Here is a 17,282-nt window from a genome sequence, read left to right as displayed (position 1 = left end):
ATGCAGACAGAAATCCTCAGCACGCCCGAGGCCGATCTCACCTACGACGTCCGCGGTCCGTTGCCCACCGCCGACGGCCGGGCGCCCCTGCTCATGGTCGGCCAGCCGATGACGGCCGACGGTTTCGCCACCCTCGCCTCCTACTTCCCCGACCGCACCGTGATCACCTACGACCCGCGCGGGCTGGGGCGCAGCGTGCGCAAGGACGGGCGGACCGACAATTCTCCCGTCGTACAGGCCGAGGATCTGCACGCGCTCATCGAGCACATCGGCGGTCCGGTGGAGATCTTCGCCAGCAGCGGCGGAGCCGTGACCGCCCTGGCCCTGGTGTCCGCCCACCCCGGCGATGTGACCACACTCATCGCGCACGAGCCGCCGATTCTGCCGGTGCTGCCCGATGCGGAAGCGGCCCGCCGCGCACAGATCGGCGTGCGAGATGTGTACGAGGCCAAGGGATTCGGCGCCGGTATGGCGGCATTCATCGCGATGGCGTCGTGGCAGGGCGAATTCACCGACGAGTTCTTCACCCTGCCCACCCCCGACCCGGCGCAGTTCGGAATGCCCACCGAAGACGACGGCTCCCGCGACGACCCGCTGGTCTCGGACCGGTCCTGGGCGGTCAGCGGCTACCGGCCCGACGTCGCCGCACTGACCGCAGCCCCCACCCACGTCCTCATCGCGGTCGGCGAGGAGACCGGGAACGTACTGACCGGCCGCACCGCGGCAGCGACAGCCGCCCTGCTCGGACAACAGCCCACCGTATTCCCCAGCCATCACAGCGGTTTCGTCGGCGGCGACGCCGCCTACGCGGGCCGGCCCGAGGAATTCGCACAGCGGTTGCGAGAGGTGCTCGACACCCACCGGTGATTCGGAAACCGTTCGCGGCGAACAACGATCGTTGTCTCGCCACGACGGGTCCACCACCAGCCGGGCCTGTCCCGGCCTTCGGTGGCGAGGGCAACGATCGCAACGGTTCCCTCGCCACCGCTGCGTGCACTTCCGGCCGTTACGCGACGAAGGAATGCGTCACCCGAATTGCCGGCGATACGCGAACGCCGGGTCACCGACCTCCGCGTCCGCCCAGGACAGCGCAGCGGTGAACGAGATATGTTCGGGCACAGGGGCGATCAGATGCTGGCGATGGCTGTGACAGTACGGGGAGTGATCGTGATACGCATCCTCTCCGGCTCCGCCATGTCACCGACTACGCGGGCTGCGGCATCGACATATTTGGCTCGAATGCGGGAGGTCCACACTCCGCCACGATCAACCGAAACGGTGGCATCACCGATTACCCGGATCTGCTTGTTCGGCCGCTCACCGTCGGGACGGATCGCAGCCTCCACGTCGATGACGAGGCCCACCCGCGGATTCCGCGCGATTCGGCCCAGATGCGGGCGGCCCGCGTAGCTGGTCAGGTAGAAGGCTTCATCGACCCACAGAAACCAGATCGGCGTGACGTGCGGATACCCTTGCGAGTCGATCGTCGCCAGGCGGGCGACGGTGTCGGAGGACAGCAGTTCTTCGATTTCGAGTTCGTCCAGTCGCCGCACAGCCTCCTATCTTCGTTGCCGATGAACAGGTTTCACAACTGTGCCGTCGAACCCCGCACAGCGCATCGCGCAACCACACCGTCGGCGGCGAGGTACGTTCAAGAGCTTGTCGTCCGCTGCCAGGAGGTGTGTCTACCGTGCCGTTTCCGCCCGAGATAACTCAACGGCTGTGCAGTATCCCAGAACAGATGGCCGCCGCGTGGGTCGCTGGGACTCCCCCGGAGATCGAGCCCATCGTTCTCGTCCCATATGACCCGCGCTGGCCACGAATATTCGACGAGCAGGCCGAAGCAATCCGGGAAGCCCTTGCCGGTCGAAGGATCACCGTCGAGCATGTCGGAAGCACCGCCGTACCCGGCCTGGCCGCCAAACCGATCATCGACATCGACCTCATCGTGGCCGACTCCGCCGACGAGGTCACCTATGTTCCTCACCTGGAACGAGCCGGTTTGCGCCTGGTTCTGCGAGAGCCTTCCTGGCACCAGCACCGCATGCTCACCCGCACCGACCCGGCGGTGAATCTCCACGTCTTCAGCCCGAACGCTCCCGAGCACATCCGGCACCTGGTCTTTCGGGACTGGCTACGCACCCACCCCAGCGACCGGGACCTCTATGGAACCGCCAAGCGCGATCTCGCCGCTGAGACCGCAGACACGCCGGCCGACTACAACCTGGCCAAGAACCGCGTCATCGATGAAATCTACGGCCGAGCTTTCCACCACGCTGCCCAAAGTTGAAGCCGGACCGTCGGTTTCGCGCATAGGTCGGCAGCGGCGGCTGAGAAAGTCCTCGCAGGACGGCTCGGATGGCCAGTCCCGCGAGAGCGGCGTCTCAACGCAACGGCGCCAGCCACGGAACGGCGTTGTGCGCGAAGCTCTGCTTGACCGGGATCAGCCCGGAATGATCGTCCAACGCCGTGATCGTGACGCCCACCAAGCCGGCGTCATCGCCCTTGGACGCTATCGAGGAACCGCACTTCGGGCAGAACCCGCGGCAGATCCGCGGGAACGTCTCGAACCAGGTCGGCTCACCGCCCGGACCGATCCACGCGAATCCCTTCTCCGGGAAGGACACCCACGCCATCACCGGCGCACCCGAGAGCCGCTGACAGTGCTCGCACGAGCACAGGTGAGGGAAGTCAGGGTCGCCGGTCGCGGAGAACCGGATATTGCCGCAGAGACAGCCGCCGTCCATATCACTCCTTCACGCGCCCGGCCCCGCGCCGGTTCCGAAGGGACCATACGAGAGAGATCCGACAGAACCCCCCGGGCACAGGGGGCGATCGGCCGGTTTCACGGGTGAGGGAGCATCTCCGGCTGAGCGATCCTGGCGAGCATTTGGGGGATGTCGGGGACGGCGCGGCTGAAGTTGGTGTCGAAGTAGGCAAGCAGGGTTGCCCGTTGCAGGTCGAGGGAGCGAGCCGCGTCTATCGTGCCGACCGCTTCGGCCTTCTCGGCGGGCTCGAGCAGACCTGCCGCCGTCAATTGCGGCAGGACGATCTGTTGGTCGCACAGCGACATGTGCTTAGTTCCTGCGATGCGCAGCGGGAACTTCAGCCCTGTGTTGTTTTCCGAGCGGGGTTCCCATCCCGGCTGACCGAACCAGGGCGAGGTGTCGCTGGCCAGCATCAGCAGCGGCCGGTCGAGCCCGTCAGCGGCGACCGACCCCAGAATCGGTCCATCCAAGTCGGCGCCGGCACGGATACGGATGTCGTCGCGCATGGTCTGCACGGTCGTCGACCCGCCCAGCGAGTGGCCGAACATCCCGGTCTTCGACAGGTCGAGATCCTCGGCCAGATGCTGGGGAAGTTCAGTGCTGCCGGGCTGTCGGGCGGCCGCGGCCAGCCGGTCGAGGACGAATCGTGCATCGGCGACTCTGGTCGGCAGGAGCAGGTCGGGAAGGATGTGTTGCGGCGAATCCAGCGGGACCCGAGTACGTCCGGTGTGTCCATCGGGAAATTGCACCGCGAACGCTTCGTGGGTGTGGTTGATCGCGACCACGATATAGCCGTGGCTGGCGAGGTCTTCGGCCTGAGCGGTGCTCCATCCGCTCGTATCGCCCATGCCGGGTGAATTCAGAAGCACCGGAAACGGTTTTCCGTCGGCACGGGCCGGCGCGTCCCGCAGGCTGTGACTGGGCGCGAGAATCCAACTGCCAGAGGGGACCCCGAGTTCGGTGAGGTACTCGGCTTGCTCTTCTCGGCCGCCGGGTGGCATCCATTCCGCGGTCGGTGCCGGCGACCTGTCAGCGGCCGGATACCAGATCTGCACCATCAATTCCCGGCGGTCCGACGTCCACGGATCCGCGCGGTCGGCATCGTCCAGATACCAATCACTCACGCCGACCGGGTAGGTGCCCGTCGGAGCTGGCAACGTCACCACCACAGGGCGCACCGAAGGGGCTGCTTGCGCTGCGCCGAGAGGCACGGTGGAGGCGATTGTCGCGACCGCCACGGCTGCGATCCGCTGTCGTAAACCTTTGCGTTTCATGACAACTCCCCAGCCCTTCCACCGTCAGCGGGCAACGCTACAAGACAGCCGGCCGAACGATGGGCCTCACACGCGCGGTCATCGACGCGTCTTCCGCACGGTCGGGACGGGTCGGCACCGGGAACACCAAGATATTCCTTGACACGAATATTCTTTCCAGTGAATACTTAGCTCATGGATCAGATCTTCTCCGCCTTGGGCGACGGTTCGCGGTGGCGGATCATCGAGCTGCTGGCCGAGCGGCCTCGTTCGGTTGGGGAGTTGGCGGAGGCGACCGGGTTGCGGCAGCCGCAGACGACCAAACATCTGCAGACGCTGGCGCGGGCGGGGGTGGTGGCAGTTTTTCCGCTGGGGCAGCGGCGGGTGTACGCCCTCGAGGCGGGACCGCTGCGTGAGCTGGGGCGGCGGCTGTGCGAGGTGGCGGAGACCGCCGAGGCGCACGCCGGTGAGCGGGATGTGGTTGCCCGCTACCGTGCGGCGATCGACGCGGAAACCGCTGCGGCGCAGCGGGATCGGTGGGCGGATGGGCGGTCGTTCAGCTTCGAGCGCATACTGTCCGCGCCGCGTGACGCCGTGTGGCGGCACTGGGTCGATCCGGACCTGCTGGCGGCCTGGTGGGCACCGGCGCCGATGCGCATCACCGAATGCGTACTCGAACCCACACCCGGTGGCCGGGCCGTGCTGGACTATCGCGATCCCGAGGGGCAGCGGTATCGCTCGCGGGGGCGCGTGCTGGCAGCGGAGAAGGACGAGCGCCTGGTCTTCGATCTGTCCGTCCTGGATGCCGCGGGCGCGGTGGCCTTCACCGGCCGCTACACCCTCACCCTCACCGAGACCTCCGAGGGCGCCCGGTTGCACTTGGCGTTGACCATCACCGACACCACCGTCGACGCGGTCGCTTTCATCGCCGGCATCGAAACCGGTTGGGCCACAGTCCTCGACAACCTCGCCGACGCCGTCGGCGCATCCACGTCCACCGAATAGCAAGACGACACCACAAAGGAGCCCCACGATGAGCGACACCCGCAGAGTGACCGCCAACCTCGGCATCACCCTCGACGGCCGGTACCACGGCCCCGCCGGCCCGGGCGATATGGGCCCGATCGTGCGCTACGCGACCACCGAGGTCGCGCGCGACCATCTCACCCGGATGCGGGAGAACGCCACGACGGCGGTGCTCGGCCGGCGCAACGCGGAGGGTTTCCTGGGCTTCTGGCCTTCGGTCGCGGCCGACGACTCCGCCGACCCGCGCGATCGCGGATATGCGAAGTGGCTGGTCGATACGGAGAAGGTGGTGCTGTCCCGGACACTGACCGACGCACCCTGGGACCGCACCCGCATCGTGAACGCCCCGGCCGCCGACGTGATCGCCGACCTGCGCGGCACCGGCAGCGGCGACATCCTGGTCAACAGCAGCGCGAGCGTCATCAAGGATCTGCTCGCAGCCGATCTGCTCGACCGCCTCTATCTCATCGTGTGCCCGGAGATCGCCGGTGGCGGACCGCGTCTGTTCGACGACGGCCTACCGGCGACGAATTGGACACTCTCGCATCAGGAAACGGGTGAGCTGGGCGAGCTGGCCGTCGTCTACGATCGCGTGCGCTGAGCGGGTCGCGCGGTCACGCGCCGAGGGCGGCGGCGAACAGCGGCCAGGAAGTGTGCAGGTCGTCCTGCCAGTAACCCCAGGAATGGGTACCGGTCGGCCGGAAATCGAAGGTCGCGGGCACGCCGAGTTGTTGCAAGCGGTCGTGCAACTGGTGAGTGCAGATATTCGTCACCCCTTCGAGCGCCGCGCCGAAGACCAGTTGATACGCGAGTTGCGTCGCGTCGCCATGGGCGCCCTGGAAGGTGTCGAGCGGTCCGGGGATCCCGGTGCCGGTGGAGACGTAGATCGCGGTGCCGCGCAAGCGATCCGCGTGCAGATAGGGGTCGTTGGCCGCCCACGCCGGGTCCGTCGGCGGCCCCCACATGTTCACCGTATTACCCATCCGATTTCCGACCACGGCGTCGACGATCAACTGGCCTTGAGGATCGCTGGTGCGCACACATCCGGAGTACGAGCCGACCGCCTTGTACAACCCCGGAGCGGCCAGCGCCAGCTGGAAGACCGAGGTCCCCGCCATCGAAATTCCCGCGATCGCGTTCACCCCGGTACCGCCGAAACCGGAGTCGATGATCGGCGGCAATTCCTTGGTCAGGAAGGTGCGCCACCGCTGCCGCCCCAGCACCGGATCGTCGGCACGCCAATCGGTGAAGTAACTGCTGGCGCCACCGAACGGCACCACCACATTGACCTGCTTGCCGGCGAAGAATCCGGCGATATCGGTGCGATCGGACCAACTGCCGTCGCTGATGCCACCGTTGGCGCCGTTGAGCAGATACAGCGTCGGCGCCGGCCGGTCCGGGTCGGCGGCCCGAATCAGTTGTACGCGAGTCACAGTGCGCATCGCCGCCGAGTACACGCCGATATCGAGGATCCGGTCGTCGCGCCGATGGATATCGCTGATATGCGAACCGTCGGGCGCGGTGACCGTCGCCGGATCGTCGGGATCGGCGCTCGCGTTGGTGGCGGTGATCGCGGCCGCCACGGTGACCACGGCCGACAGCACAGCGACGGCACGGGCGATGCGCATTCTCAGCGGACGGCTGACCATCGTCGCACTCCGATCTCGACATGTGTTCGCGGCACGACTCCCCGGCGGCCGACCACAGTCAACGACGCCGGCCCTCGCCCCGGTAGCCGATAGCGCGGAATTTGTGGCCATTACCAGGCCGGGCGTGCCCGCGCTGGCATACGGGCCAAAACCGCCGCGACGTGATTGTCGGGCAGCACGGTACCGACCTATCGTCGGCGTCAGCGGTTCCGCGGTTTCGTACCCAAGAAAGGCGGCGCGTGAATTCTGCTGTCTCACAAGGCTTCTGCCGCGCCCCGGCTCGACTGGCCGTAGCGCTGTCGATGACGGCCGGGCTCGCGTGCGGTTCGGCCGCCGCCCAGCCACCTGCCGTCCAGCCTCCTGCCGCCGCCCCGGATTCGCCTGCCGCCGCCTCGGTTTCGGCCACACAAGCCATAACGGACGCCCGCCCCTCCCCCGACGGTTCCGTCCTGACGACCGCTGCGCCCGGTTCGCCGCGCGCCCTCACGGTCACCGTCCACTCCGCGGCGATGAACAGCCCGGTCCGCCTGGAGGTCCTTCCGGCGCCCGACCGCTCGCGCCCTGCCCCCACGGTGTATCTGCTGAACGGTATCGACGGCGGCGCCGACGGAAACTGGATCAACCGGACCGATATCGCACAGTTCTTCGCCGATCGACAGGTGACTGTCGTGGTGCCGTTCGGCGGCGCCAGCAGTTATTTCACCGACTGGCGGGCCGACGACCCGGTCCTGGGGCGGCAGCGGTGGACGACGTTCCTGACCGAGGAACTGCCGCCGATCATCGACTCCGGTTTCGGCGGGAACGGCACGAACGCGATCATCGGCATATCCATGGCCGGCACCTCGGTCTTTCAGCTGGCACTGGCCGCCCCAGGCTTGTACCGGGCGATCGGGTCGTACTCCGGTTGCGCACGCACCAGCGATCCTGTGGGTCAGCTCATCGTCGACGCGGTCGTGGGCGGCGGTATGGGTAATACGGTGAACATGTGGGGGCCGCCGACGGACCCGGCGTGGGCGGCCAACGACCCCTATCTGCACGCGGATCGCTTGCGCGGCACCGCGATCTACGTCTCCACCGGCACCGGGATCCCCGGACCGCTCGACACCCTGGACGGTCCCGGAATCCATTCCAGCCCGGCGAAATTGGCCGATCAGATCCTTGTCGGCGGAGCACTGGAAACCGGCGCGGTCCGCTGTACCCGCGAACTGCGTAACCGACTCACCGAGCTCGCCATCCCCGCCACCTTCGACATGCGTCCCGCCGGCACCCATTCCTGGGGCTACTGGCAGGAGGACCTGCACCGGAGCTGGCCGGTATTCGCGCGGGCACTGGGACTGTGAGCCGACCCGGTTTCGGTACCGGCCCGCTCACCTGGTCCGGCCCGAGCAGGGCGCGCGGGCACTACGCTGCCAAGAATGGGCAGTTCCGCCGATTCGGACGCCGAGCGCGGGCCGCAGGGCGCACCGTCCGTCCCGGAGCCGATCGCGGCAGCCGAGCGCGCGGCCTCCGAGTCGGCCGGTGCGCGGCACCCTCATGGGCGGCCGGGCCCGCGGTTCGACCGCAATTCTCCGTTCGTGATCGGCGTGACCGGCGGCCTCGGCGTACTCCTCGCGATCGGCGTCGTGCAGATGCTGGCGACCGCACGGCAGGCCCTCGTCCTGGTGGGCGTCGCGCTGTTCCTGGCGATCGGAATCGAGCCGGTGGTCGCCTGGCTGCATCGGCACCGGCTGCCGCGCTGGGCGGCGGTGGCGGTCGTATTCGGTTGTGCGACACTGCTCGTCGCCGGATTCCTGGCCGCGGCCATCACACCGCTGATCATCCAGGGCGGCGATCTGGTCGACCACGCCACCGACCGGCTGCACGACCTGGAGAACCAGTACCCGCTGGTCCGATCGTGGTCGCAGCGATTGCACCTGGATCAGGAACTCCAACACGGGCTCACCGACAACCCCTCGCTGCGGCACGGCCTGCTCGGCGCCGGTGAGCGGGTCTTCGGCGCGCTGGCCAGTGCGTTGATCGTCGTGGTGCTCACCATCTACTTCTCGGCGAATTTCCCGCGGATACGGCACAGCCTGTACCGGTTCTTCCCGCAGTCGCGCCGTCCCCGCGCCATTCTGCTCGGCGACGCCATCTTCGCCAAGGTCGGCGGATACGTCCTGGGCAATCTGCTGATCTCGCTGATCACCGCGATCGCCACTTTCGTCTGGCTGACGGTGTTCTCGGTGCCGTACCCCCTGATCCTCTCGGTGCTGGTGGCCCTGCTGGATCTGGTGCCGCTGATCGGCTCGACGGTTGCCGGGCTGATCATCACCGCCGTCGCGCTGACCGTCTCGCTGCCGGTGAGCATCGCCACGGCCGGATTCTTCCTCGCGATGCGGCTGCTGGAGGACTATCTGCTCGTCCCGCGCATCATGGACCGCACCGTCCGGGTGCCAGCGGTGGTCACGGTGGTGGCGATCATCCTGGGCGGCGCCCTGCTCGGCATCCTCGGCGCACTGCTGGCGATCCCGTGCGCCGCCGCGGTCCTGCTGATCGTGCAGGAGGTGGTGTACCCGCACCTGGACGGCACCACCGAGCGGCCACCGGCCGGCCCCGACGCATGAGGTCCGGGTCAGGCGGGCCGTCGTTCCGGCGTCGACGCCTCGCGGTCGGCGATGCTGAGCCGCGCGATCAATGCCGAACGCAGATACCACAATCCGGTGGTCCGGGACGGGTCGAAGCCGGTCAGCTGGCCGATGCGGCGCAGCCGGTAATCGATGGTGTTCGGGTGGATGCACAACTGTCGCGCGGCGCGTTGCCGGTTGAGGTCGGTGTTGAAGAAGACGTGCAGTGTTTCCAGCAGTTCGGGGTGGTCGTCGAGCGGCGCGAGGCGGGCATCGAGGATGTCGCGGCCGATCCCGGGCCGGGTGAGCTGGTATTGCAGCGCGAGTTCGGCGAAGCGATGGACTCCGGGCCCGCGTCCGAGCCGGCGCACCGTGTCGAGCAGATCGTGGGCCTGTTGGGCCGCGGCCGGGACGTCGGCCGCGGCGGCGCCCACCACCGCGGCGGTCAGCGGCACCCCGGCCAGCTCCGACAGCTGGGCCACGAGGTCGTCCAATTCCGGTTCGGTGCAGGCGGTTTCGGGGACGAGCACGGTACCCCCGTCGACCGACAGCATGGCGAGCGGCTGGTTGCGCAGCAGTTTCGCCAGCGCGGCCTGCACCCGCCGCAGTTTGCGGCGCGCGACCACGTTCCGGTCCAGCCGCGGATGCGTCTCGTCGGGGTGCGGCGGAATCCACAGTGCGAGAACGTGATACCGCTCGGCGATTCGGATCCCGCATTCGCGCGCCATTTTCGTGGTGGCGTGCCCGCCGAGCAGCGCCGAGGTGAGCGTGTGCACGGCGGTGTGGTGCTCGACGGCGTCGGCGCGGCGTTCCTGGACATAGGCCTTGCTGACCGTCGCGGTGATGAGGTCCAGCAGTTCCAGCGCCGTGGCGGTGCCCTTGACGACGAGTTCGGCATCGCTGGCCTGGGCACGGGCGAACAGCAGGTCAAGTCCGGCTTTGAATCCCTCGTGAACCGCGTGCACGACAACTTCGATCGGGATGCCGGCGCGGCACCAGCGCGCGGCCGCGGCCCGCAGGCGATCGGTGCGTTCGGGAAGATCCCCGCCGTTGACCCGGCGAATCGACCATTCCACACAGATCCGCGCGACCGCCGATACGTCACCGGACATCACGTCGGCGGGCAGGGTGGTGAACGGCGCCACGGATCCGCCGAGGTGTAGGACCAGTTCCCGGGACATGGCCTGCGCATCCCGCATGGACAGCGAGGTGGCGCGGCCGGATATCGCGCGCTCAGCACCGACTGTGCTTGCTGTAGTCACTTTGACCTCCTTGTCACGGACCAGATCCGCAGCCTTCGCGAGATCTGCCGGATCGGTGATCGAGCGATATCGACATCGCCCGATCACCGGCCGTATGTGTTACCTGTTGGAACGGTAATGCGAGTCTCCGCTCACCTTCTACTCCGTTTTGGACATAGTCGACACCTCGCGGCATAGGCTCTGACCTGGGCGAATCGGCGACAGCACGGGATGAACGGAATATTTGCCGACAAAATATGGGGAACCGCTCACTTTTTGCTTCGTTCCCGCCGCCGCGTCTGGATCCGCGGCGCTTTCTCCGGCGGCGATGAGTTCGCCGCGCCCGCGCCGTCGGATCGTGCGACAGGGACTTTCGGATCCAGGAGACATCATGCGCACGATCACGGCCGGCTTGTTCATCGCTCTCGACGGCGTCGTCGAGAACCCGCAGGATTGGCACTTTCCGTATTACAACGACGAGATGGGCGCGGCGGTCGATGCCCAGCTCGGCACCGCCGACACCCTGCTGCTGGGGCGCAAGACCTACGACAGCTTCGCCGGCGCCTGGCCGGAACGCGAGGCCGCGGGCGGGCCGGACGCCGACTTCGGCCGCAAGCTGGGCGACGCCCGCAAGATCGTGGTGTCGCGCAGCGATCTCACCTTCACCTGGCGCAATTCCGAAGTGCTGCAGGGTGATCTGATCGCCGGTGTGACGGCGTTGAAGCAGGAATCCGGCGGCGATATCGCCATCTCCGGGTCGGTATCGGTGGTGCGCGCGCTGCTCGACGCGGGACTGCTCGACGAACTGCATCTGCTGGTGCATCCGATCGCGGTGCGGTCCGGCATGCGCCTGTTCGACGAGGCCGACGCCCCCCTCCCACTCACCCTGCTGCGCTCGACCACCTTCCGCACCGGGGTGGTCCACTTCGTCTACGGGCCCGGCCACCACCTCGAGGGCGACTACGACCAGGCCAAGCAACATCTGGCACACGACGAGGACTGATCGCCGCGCCCGGGTGACATACACCGATTCCGTCACTCGACGGGCGCGACGACGCGACCCGGCGACCTACCGTTTCCACCGTGGCCTGACCGAAAGACCGCCCGGCGCAATGGCTTTCGCGCCGGGCGGCTTCTCGGACGAGCGGGTCAGGCGCCGACCGCTTCGGCGGTGGCGGTGTGGTGCACCGGCGCGAAGCTCAGCGCCGGCGGACGGCGCAGCATCCGGGCGTAGGTGCGTACGGAGGCGGGCCAAGGATTGGTGATCGCACCGCTGTCGTGGGTGTACCAGCTCGGCACATCCGTCGACCACACCGTGGTCGCGAGCGCGTCGGCCAGCCATTCCCGATGCGCCGCCATCGCGTCGGCGCGCACCTCGATCGCCGCCGCACCGATCTCGTCGCGCCAGCGCAGGCAGCGCATGATGTAGGCGATCTGATGCTCCTTCATCATCGGATTGCTGCCCGCCGGGGTGAACGAGTTGGGTCCGGCGATGAGAAAGGCGTTGGGAAATCCCGGCACCGCCAGGCCCATGAAGGCATCCGGCCCCGAACGCCATCGATCCTGCAGGGACCGGCCGCCGCGGCCGCGCACCGTGATCGGGGCCAGGAATTCGGAGGCACGGAAACCCGTCGCGTAGACGATGACGTCGGCGTCGTAGCGTCCGCCGTCGGCGGTCAGGATGCCGTCGCGGGTGATGCGAGCGATCGCGGCGGTGGCCAATTCCACGTTGTCGCGGCGCAGCGTCCGATAGAAGTGACTGTCGAAGACGATCCGTTTGGCGCCGATCGGATAATCCGGGGTGAGCCGGCCGCGTAGCACCGGATCGGCGATGCTCCGTCGAAGATACTGCCGCGCTGCCCATTCCGCGGGCCGGGCGGGCCATCGGCGGTGCATCATCGGCGCCAGCAGTGAGTCGGCGGCCTGTTGCAGAGCCCAGCGGTAGGCGCGCTGCGCACCGGGCAGCCGGAGCGCCGCACGGGTCGCCGGGCCGAATTCGGGGGCCGGTTTGGGCAGGATCCACTGCGGCGTGCGCTGGAATATCCGCACGGATGCGGCGGTGTCGGCGAGTGCCGGCAGGCATTGCGCCGCACTGGATCCGGTGCCGATCAGCGCGATCCGCCGGCCGCGCAGATCTGTGGCGTGATCCCAGTTGGCGGTGTGGAACGACGCGCCGCCGAATTCGTCGCGGCCCGGGATCTCCGGAATGTTCGGGCGATGCAATTGGCCGACGGCGAAGACCACGATATCGGCGGTGAGCCGAATCCCGTTGGCGGTCCGCAATTCCCAGCGAGCCTGCGGTTCCGAGTATGTCGCCTCGGTGACGGCGGTGCCGGTGCGCAGATGGGAGGGTAGGCCCTCGGCGGCGGCGACGGACCGTAGATATTCCAAGGTCCGGCGGCGGCCCGGAAAGCGAACGGCCGTATCGCGGTACGGCGCGAACGAGAACGAATACAGGTGCGCGGGTACGTCACAGTTGCACCCCGGATACGTGTTGTCTCGCCACACGCCACCCAATTCGGGCGATTCCTCCAAGATGACGAAATCGTCCATCCCCGCGCGCCGCAGCGCCGTTCCCATGCCGATCCCCCCGAATCCGGACCCGACGACGACCACTGTGCTGTGCAAGCCCTCTACCACCTCCATGTGAGAAGAGATATCCAGTAACCGATCGGCAACCTTACGTCCTGAGGCAAGGAAAACCTAAAACCGCGCTGGCGCAGACCGAATGGCATGCGCCGATTCGATACGCCGATATGGACAACTTTCCAGATTGGACGCTTGATTAGTGTTGAGAGACACCAAACGTCCGCCGTCGGAAGCGAGAGCGAAAGCGTACGCCACCGACGGCGACGCCAGCAGAAAGGTTGGTTTAGCGCATTTTCAGCTAACTACATGTGAGCGGTGCCGTCACCACCGTGGCGACGCCGGCTCTCCCCGAATACCCTTGCCGCACATCAACCACCGGACGTATCCGCTCGAGCCGCACACTCCATCCCGCATATCGGTGGCGAATATTTCGGCCCTGCAACATATTCCGCCACAACCGCAGCGAGGAGGTCTATACTCGCGTAGTTCGCACCGACGAGATGCCGCGCGGTTCAGCGGCGCCCCACACCTACGGGAGCTCAGTACTCATGGCCATCGACGATCCGGCACAGATCCGCACCGATATCCCGCACTCGGCGCGCATCTGGAATTTCTGGATGGGCGGCAAGGACAATTACGAGGTCGACCGCGCCGTCGGTGAGGCGAGTCTGCAGATCGATCCGGATATCGCGACCATGGCGGTGCAGTCGCGGCAATTCCTGATCCGGGCGGTGCGTCATCTGGCCGGCGAGGCCGGAATCCGGCAATTCCTCGATATCGGAACCGGTTTGCCGACGATGCAGAACACCCACGAGGTGGCGCAGAGTGTCGCGCCCGACGCCAAGGTCGTCTACGTCGACCACGACCCGCTGGTCCTCGCGCACGCCCGCGCGCTGCTCACCAGCACCACCCCGGAGGGCGTGACCACCTACGTCAACGCCGATTTCCACGAGCCGGAGAAGATCATCGCCGAGGCGGACGCCATCCTGAATCTGCAGGAGCCGGTCGCCGTCATGTTCATGGGCGTCCTCGGCCACGCCCGCAGCTACGAGGACATGCTGCGCATCGTGCGCACGGTGCTGGCGGCGGTACCCTCCGGTAGCTACCTGGTGCTCTGGGACGGCACCGACGACAGTCAGCCGTATGTCGACCTGTGCGCGGAGTACGCGAAAACCGGTGGCACACCGTACTATCCGCGCACGCGTGCCGAGATCGCCGCCGCCTTCGACGGACTCGAGTTCGTCGAGCCCGGCTTCACCTGCATCACGCAATGGCTGCCCGACTCCCGCGAGGTCGGCCGCGCCGCCGAGATCGCGGCCTACGGCGGGGTCGCCCGCAAGCCTTGACGGCCGCTCATCGAGCCGCCACCGCGCGCGCCCGCTCGATGATGCGCAGGGCCGCAACGGCGTCGGCGGGATCCACCGGCGGTTCGGCGCCGTCCAGCAGGGCGGCGGCCACCCCGGCGTAGAAGTCCGGATAGGCGCCGGGTTCGCTGGGGGTCAAGCGTAGATCGCCCTCGGCGCCGAGCTGACCCCAGTCGACGGGATCGACACTCCCCCACGGCTGCCCGTCGCCGGGACGACGACCGGCCCGCAGTGCCGATTCCTGCGGGTCCAGCCCGTAACAGACGTAACCGGCTTCGGAACCGAGCACCCGGAAGCGCGGACCCAGCTGCGGCGCGACGGCGCTCATCCAGAGATGCGACCGCACGCCCGAGGCATGGGTGAGCGCCACGAAGACATCGTCGTCGGCATGCACGCCGGGGCGCCGGGCGTCGAGTTCGCTGTAGACGTCGTCGACCGGTCCGAACAGGTCGAGCGCCTGGTCGATCAGATGACTGCCCAGGTCGTAGAGGATGCCCGCGCCTTCGTCGGCGCCTCCGACCTCTCGCCACCCGCCCTTGATCCGCGGCCGCCACCGCTCGAACCGGGACTCGAAGCGGCGCACCTCGCCCAGGGCGCCGTCGGCCATCAGCCGGCGTACCGTGCGAAAGTCGCTGTCCCAGCGCCGATTCTGAAATACCGTCAGCATGGTGCCCGCCCGCTGGGCGGCCTCGATCATCGCCTCACCCTCGGCGGCGGTCAGGGCGAAGGGTTTGTCGACCACCACCGGCAGCCCGGCCGCCACGGCCCGCAGCGTCAGGAAGCTGTGGGTGCGGTTGGGGCTCGCGATGACCACCAGATCGATATCCGTTGCGGCGCCGAACAATTCGTCAGCGGTGGCGAAGACCCGCACGCCGGGATGTTCCGCGCGCGCCTGGTCGGCCCGCTCCGGCGAGGAGGTCACCACCGCGGCCACGCGGAGCCGGGGGTCGGCGGCGATCAGCGGGGCGTGGAACACCGCCCCGGACAACCCGTATCCGATCACCGCCACATTCGCCTGCGCCATCGCCGCTCCTCGATTCGACCTCCGCTCGCGCGGGCCGACCCTCACACCCGCGGGTGACCGGTGCCCGGCCCGCGACCATCACAACACGGCCGCGTACTCCCGCGCGGGGACGACGGCCCCGACACACCGGCTCACCGTTTCCCGGCTCCGGCAGCCGATTCGGAGTCGGCGGAGTCGGAGTCGGCAGCTCCGGCACCGGATCGCGCCCGAGAGGGCGCCCACACTCCGAGGATCGCCGCGAGTACCAGAGTCAGCACCCCGAGCACGAGGGTGGCCTGGTGCAATCCGTGCGCGAATGCGGATTTCGCCTGTTCCGCAAGCGGATTCGCCTGCGGACCGAGGCGTTCGGTCACGGCCAGCGCGCCCGCGAGCGAACCGGTGACGGGCCCGCGGATCGGTTCGGGAATCCGGTCGGCGATCTCGGCCATGCGGTGGCTGTAACCGGCCGCCAGCACACTGCCGGCGAGTGCGATGCCCAGCGCGGCACCCATCTCGCGAGCGGCGTCGTTCACCGCGGCCGCCACACCCTGTTTGTCGGCCGGCGCGCCGTCCACGATCGCCGCGGTCGCCGGCGCCGCGGCCAAGCCGAGGCCGGTGCTCATGATCAGCAGCGGCCACAGCACATCCACGAAACTGCTCGCGGACGTCAACCGCGACAGGCACAGCAGCCCGATCCCGACGACGACCAGCCCGACCGTCGTGGGCAGCCGCAGCCCGAACCGCTGCGCCAGCCACGGCGCGACCACCGACAACCCCACCATCGGCACGATCATCGGCGCCATCGCGACCGCCGACAGCAGCGGCGAATAGCCCAGGATCAACTGGAAGAACTGCACGATCACCATGAACAATCCGAACGAGACCAGAAACTGGACCGCCACCGACAGTGTCCCGGTGCCGAAGCCGCGCCCGGCGAACAGCCGCACATCCAGAAGCGGGTGCTCGGCGCGCAGTTCGATGACGGCGAAGGCCACGCCGACCGCGAGCCCGGCGACGACCGCGCCCAGCACCATCGGATCGGTCCAGCCGCGCTGCGGGGCCTCGAGTGCCGCGATCACGATCAGGCCGACCGCGGCCGCGCCGCTCACCGCACCCCACGGATCGAACCGCGCCCGCTCGCCGTCCTGCGATTCGGGGACCGTGCACGCCGCGACCGCCAGAATCGCGCCCGAGATCGCCATCGCGAGTGTGATCGACAGCCACGACCAGCGCCACAGCAGCACTCCGGAGCCCAGGATGCCGATGACCGCGCCGCCGCCGACCGTGCCCGCCCAGATACCGACCGCGACATCGCGGCGATCCGGCTCGACCCCGGCGGTGAGCAACGAGAGCGTCGACGGCATCACCAGTGCCGCACCGACTCCGGCCAGTGCGCGCGTGGCGATCAGCCATTCCGGTCCCGCGACCGCCAGCGGGATCGCCGACGCGATCGCGAACACCGCCAATCCGATGATCATCACGATGCGGCGGCCGTAGCGGTCCCCCAGGGCGCCGGCCGGCAGTACCAGACAGGCCAGCGCGAGCGTGTAACCGTCGATGATCCAGGTCAATTGGGACTGCGTGGCACCGGTGGCCGAGGCGATCCGCGGCAGGGCGGTGTAGAGCGCCGCCATCGACGCGACGACCAGCGCGACGGCCAGGCAGGACACGACGATCACCCATCGCGTGCGCACGGGTACGGGCTCGGTCATGGTTGCGTTCATCGCGCCTCCCGAGAAACGATACTTTCAGTTTCGCTATGCTACTCGAAGTAGCGTTTCTATCC

General features: G+C 68.0%; 16 protein-coding genes. 8 read left to right on the top strand and 8 right to left on the bottom strand.

Annotation, left to right across the window (positions count from 1 at the left end):
• The gene (locus NMI01S_RS32045; RefSeq protein ID WP_063002482.1) at nt 1-867 is read left to right on the top strand and encodes an alpha/beta fold hydrolase; all 867 of its coding nucleotides are present in this window, start codon (nt 1-3) and stop codon (nt 865-867) included.
• Between the two features lie 260 nt (nt 868-1,127).
• Here NMI01S_RS32045 and NMI01S_RS32040 read toward each other — a convergent pair whose 3' ends face one another.
• Entirely contained in the window at nt 1,128-1,553 is a 426-nt protein-coding gene (locus tag NMI01S_RS32040; protein WP_063002481.1) for a pyridoxamine 5'-phosphate oxidase family protein, read from the bottom strand.
• A gap of 128 nt (nt 1,554-1,681) precedes the next feature.
• Between NMI01S_RS32040 and NMI01S_RS32035 the strand changes: the two genes are divergently transcribed.
• Nucleotides 1,682-2,290, top strand: coding sequence for a GrpB family protein (locus NMI01S_RS32035; RefSeq protein WP_245717119.1), 609 nt, complete (start codon nt 1,682-1,684; stop codon nt 2,288-2,290).
• A 94-nt stretch (nt 2,291-2,384) separates the two neighbouring features.
• Here the strand turns inward: NMI01S_RS32035 and NMI01S_RS32030 are convergent, their stop codons facing one another.
• Together NMI01S_RS32030 and NMI01S_RS32025 are read right to left on the bottom strand one after the other, a co-directional pair.
• On the bottom strand, nt 2,385-2,747 hold the full coding sequence (locus NMI01S_RS32030) for a GFA family protein (RefSeq protein ID WP_063002479.1): 363 nt from the start codon (nt 2,745-2,747) through the stop codon (nt 2,385-2,387).
• 98 nt (nt 2,748-2,845) lie between these two features.
• The gene (locus NMI01S_RS32025; RefSeq protein WP_157126470.1) at nt 2,846-4,042 is read right to left on the bottom strand and encodes an alpha/beta hydrolase family protein; all 1,197 of its coding nucleotides are present in this window, start codon (nt 4,040-4,042) and stop codon (nt 2,846-2,848) included.
• 174 nt (nt 4,043-4,216) lie between these two features.
• Here NMI01S_RS32025 and NMI01S_RS32020 point away from each other — a divergent pair, with 174 nt between their 5' ends.
• Together NMI01S_RS32020 and NMI01S_RS32015 are read left to right on the top strand one after the other, a co-directional pair.
• The gene (locus tag NMI01S_RS32020; RefSeq protein ID WP_063002477.1) at nt 4,217-5,026 is read left to right on the top strand and encodes a metalloregulator ArsR/SmtB family transcription factor; all 810 of its coding nucleotides are present in this window, start codon (nt 4,217-4,219) and stop codon (nt 5,024-5,026) included.
• 28 nt (nt 5,027-5,054) lie between these two features.
• Nucleotides 5,055-5,648 (top strand): dihydrofolate reductase family protein, encoded by a 594-nt coding sequence (locus NMI01S_RS32015; protein ID WP_063002476.1) that lies wholly within the window; start codon nt 5,055-5,057, stop codon nt 5,646-5,648.
• Between the two features lie 13 nt (nt 5,649-5,661).
• On the opposite strand, the gene NMI01S_RS32010 is transcribed toward NMI01S_RS32015, so the two are convergent.
• Nucleotides 5,662-6,696 (bottom strand): alpha/beta hydrolase, encoded by a 1,035-nt coding sequence (locus NMI01S_RS32010; protein WP_063002475.1) that lies wholly within the window; start codon nt 6,694-6,696, stop codon nt 5,662-5,664.
• 302 nt (nt 6,697-6,998) lie between these two features.
• On the opposite strand from NMI01S_RS32010, the gene NMI01S_RS32005 reads away from it, so the two are divergent.
• Together NMI01S_RS32005 and NMI01S_RS32000 are read left to right on the top strand one after the other, a co-directional pair.
• Nucleotides 6,999-8,036 (top strand): alpha/beta hydrolase, encoded by a 1,038-nt coding sequence (locus NMI01S_RS32005; protein WP_063002474.1) that lies wholly within the window; start codon nt 6,999-7,001, stop codon nt 8,034-8,036.
• Between the two features lie 75 nt (nt 8,037-8,111).
• On the top strand, nt 8,112-9,299 hold the full coding sequence (locus NMI01S_RS32000; protein ID WP_063002473.1) for an AI-2E family transporter: 1,188 nt from the start codon (nt 8,112-8,114) through the stop codon (nt 9,297-9,299).
• Between the two features lie 8 nt (nt 9,300-9,307).
• On the opposite strand, the gene NMI01S_RS31995 is transcribed toward NMI01S_RS32000, so the two are convergent.
• Nucleotides 9,308-10,561 (bottom strand): PucR family transcriptional regulator, encoded by a 1,254-nt coding sequence (locus NMI01S_RS31995; RefSeq protein ID WP_063002517.1) that lies wholly within the window; start codon nt 10,559-10,561, stop codon nt 9,308-9,310.
• A gap of 370 nt (nt 10,562-10,931) precedes the next feature.
• Here NMI01S_RS31995 and NMI01S_RS31990 point away from each other — a divergent pair, with 370 nt between their 5' ends.
• Entirely contained in the window at nt 10,932-11,543 is a 612-nt protein-coding gene (locus NMI01S_RS31990) for a dihydrofolate reductase family protein (protein WP_063002472.1), read from the top strand.
• A gap of 146 nt (nt 11,544-11,689) precedes the next feature.
• On the opposite strand, the gene NMI01S_RS31985 is transcribed toward NMI01S_RS31990, so the two are convergent.
• Nucleotides 11,690-13,186, bottom strand: a complete 1,497-nt coding sequence (locus tag NMI01S_RS31985; RefSeq protein ID WP_063002471.1) for a flavin-containing monooxygenase — start codon at nt 13,184-13,186, stop codon at nt 11,690-11,692.
• A gap of 491 nt (nt 13,187-13,677) precedes the next feature.
• On the opposite strand from NMI01S_RS31985, the gene NMI01S_RS31980 reads away from it, so the two are divergent.
• A complete protein-coding gene (locus NMI01S_RS31980; protein WP_063002470.1) occupies nt 13,678-14,475 on the top strand; it encodes an SAM-dependent methyltransferase in 798 nt (265 codons plus the stop codon).
• Between the two features lie 7 nt (nt 14,476-14,482).
• Here NMI01S_RS31980 and NMI01S_RS31975 read toward each other — a convergent pair whose 3' ends face one another.
• On the bottom strand, nt 14,483-15,517 hold the full coding sequence (locus NMI01S_RS31975) for a Gfo/Idh/MocA family protein (RefSeq protein ID WP_063002469.1): 1,035 nt from the start codon (nt 15,515-15,517) through the stop codon (nt 14,483-14,485).
• Nucleotides 15,518-15,648: 131 nt separating this feature from the next.
• The gene (locus NMI01S_RS31970; protein WP_063002468.1) at nt 15,649-17,220 is read right to left on the bottom strand and encodes an MFS transporter; all 1,572 of its coding nucleotides are present in this window, start codon (nt 17,218-17,220) and stop codon (nt 15,649-15,651) included.
• Between the last annotated feature and the right edge of the window lie 62 nt (nt 17,221-17,282).

The organism is Nocardia mikamii NBRC 108933, from assembly GCF_001613505.1.
Lineage (GTDB): Bacteria > Actinomycetota > Actinomycetes > Mycobacteriales > Mycobacteriaceae > Nocardia > Nocardia mikamii.
The sequence above is the reverse complement of the archived record's forward strand: the minus strand, read 5'-3'. Positions and strand labels throughout refer to the sequence as shown.

Excerpts from the sequence above, each read along its gene's own strand:
- NMI01S_RS32045 (WP_063002482.1), top strand. The coding sequence starts at position 1 with ATGCAGACAGAAATCCTCAGCACGCCCGAGGCCGATCTCACCTACGAC.
- NMI01S_RS32030 (WP_063002479.1), bottom strand. The coding sequence starts at position 2,747 with ATGGACGGCGGCTGTCTCTGCGGCAATATCCGGTTCTCCGCGACCGGC.
- NMI01S_RS32025 (WP_157126470.1), bottom strand. The coding sequence starts at position 4,042 with ATGAAACGCAAAGGTTTACGACAGCGGATCGCAGCCGTGGCGGTCGCG.
- NMI01S_RS32020 (WP_063002477.1), top strand. The coding sequence starts at position 4,217 with ATGGATCAGATCTTCTCCGCCTTGGGCGACGGTTCGCGGTGGCGGATC.
- NMI01S_RS32015 (WP_063002476.1), top strand. The coding sequence starts at position 5,055 with ATGAGCGACACCCGCAGAGTGACCGCCAACCTCGGCATCACCCTCGAC.
- NMI01S_RS32010 (WP_063002475.1), bottom strand. The coding sequence starts at position 6,696 with ATGGTCAGCCGTCCGCTGAGAATGCGCATCGCCCGTGCCGTCGCTGTG.
- NMI01S_RS32005 (WP_063002474.1), top strand. The coding sequence starts at position 6,999 with ATGACGGCCGGGCTCGCGTGCGGTTCGGCCGCCGCCCAGCCACCTGCC.
- NMI01S_RS32000 (WP_063002473.1), top strand. The coding sequence starts at position 8,112 with ATGGGCAGTTCCGCCGATTCGGACGCCGAGCGCGGGCCGCAGGGCGCA.
- NMI01S_RS31990 (WP_063002472.1), top strand. The coding sequence starts at position 10,932 with ATGCGCACGATCACGGCCGGCTTGTTCATCGCTCTCGACGGCGTCGTC.
- NMI01S_RS31985 (WP_063002471.1), bottom strand. The coding sequence starts at position 13,186 with ATGGAGGTGGTAGAGGGCTTGCACAGCACAGTGGTCGTCGTCGGGTCC.
- NMI01S_RS31980 (WP_063002470.1), top strand. The coding sequence starts at position 13,678 with ATGGCCATCGACGATCCGGCACAGATCCGCACCGATATCCCGCACTCG.
- NMI01S_RS31975 (WP_063002469.1), bottom strand. The coding sequence starts at position 15,517 with ATGGCGCAGGCGAATGTGGCGGTGATCGGATACGGGTTGTCCGGGGCG.
- NMI01S_RS31970 (WP_063002468.1), bottom strand. The coding sequence starts at position 17,220 with ATGAACGCAACCATGACCGAGCCCGTACCCGTGCGCACGCGATGGGTG.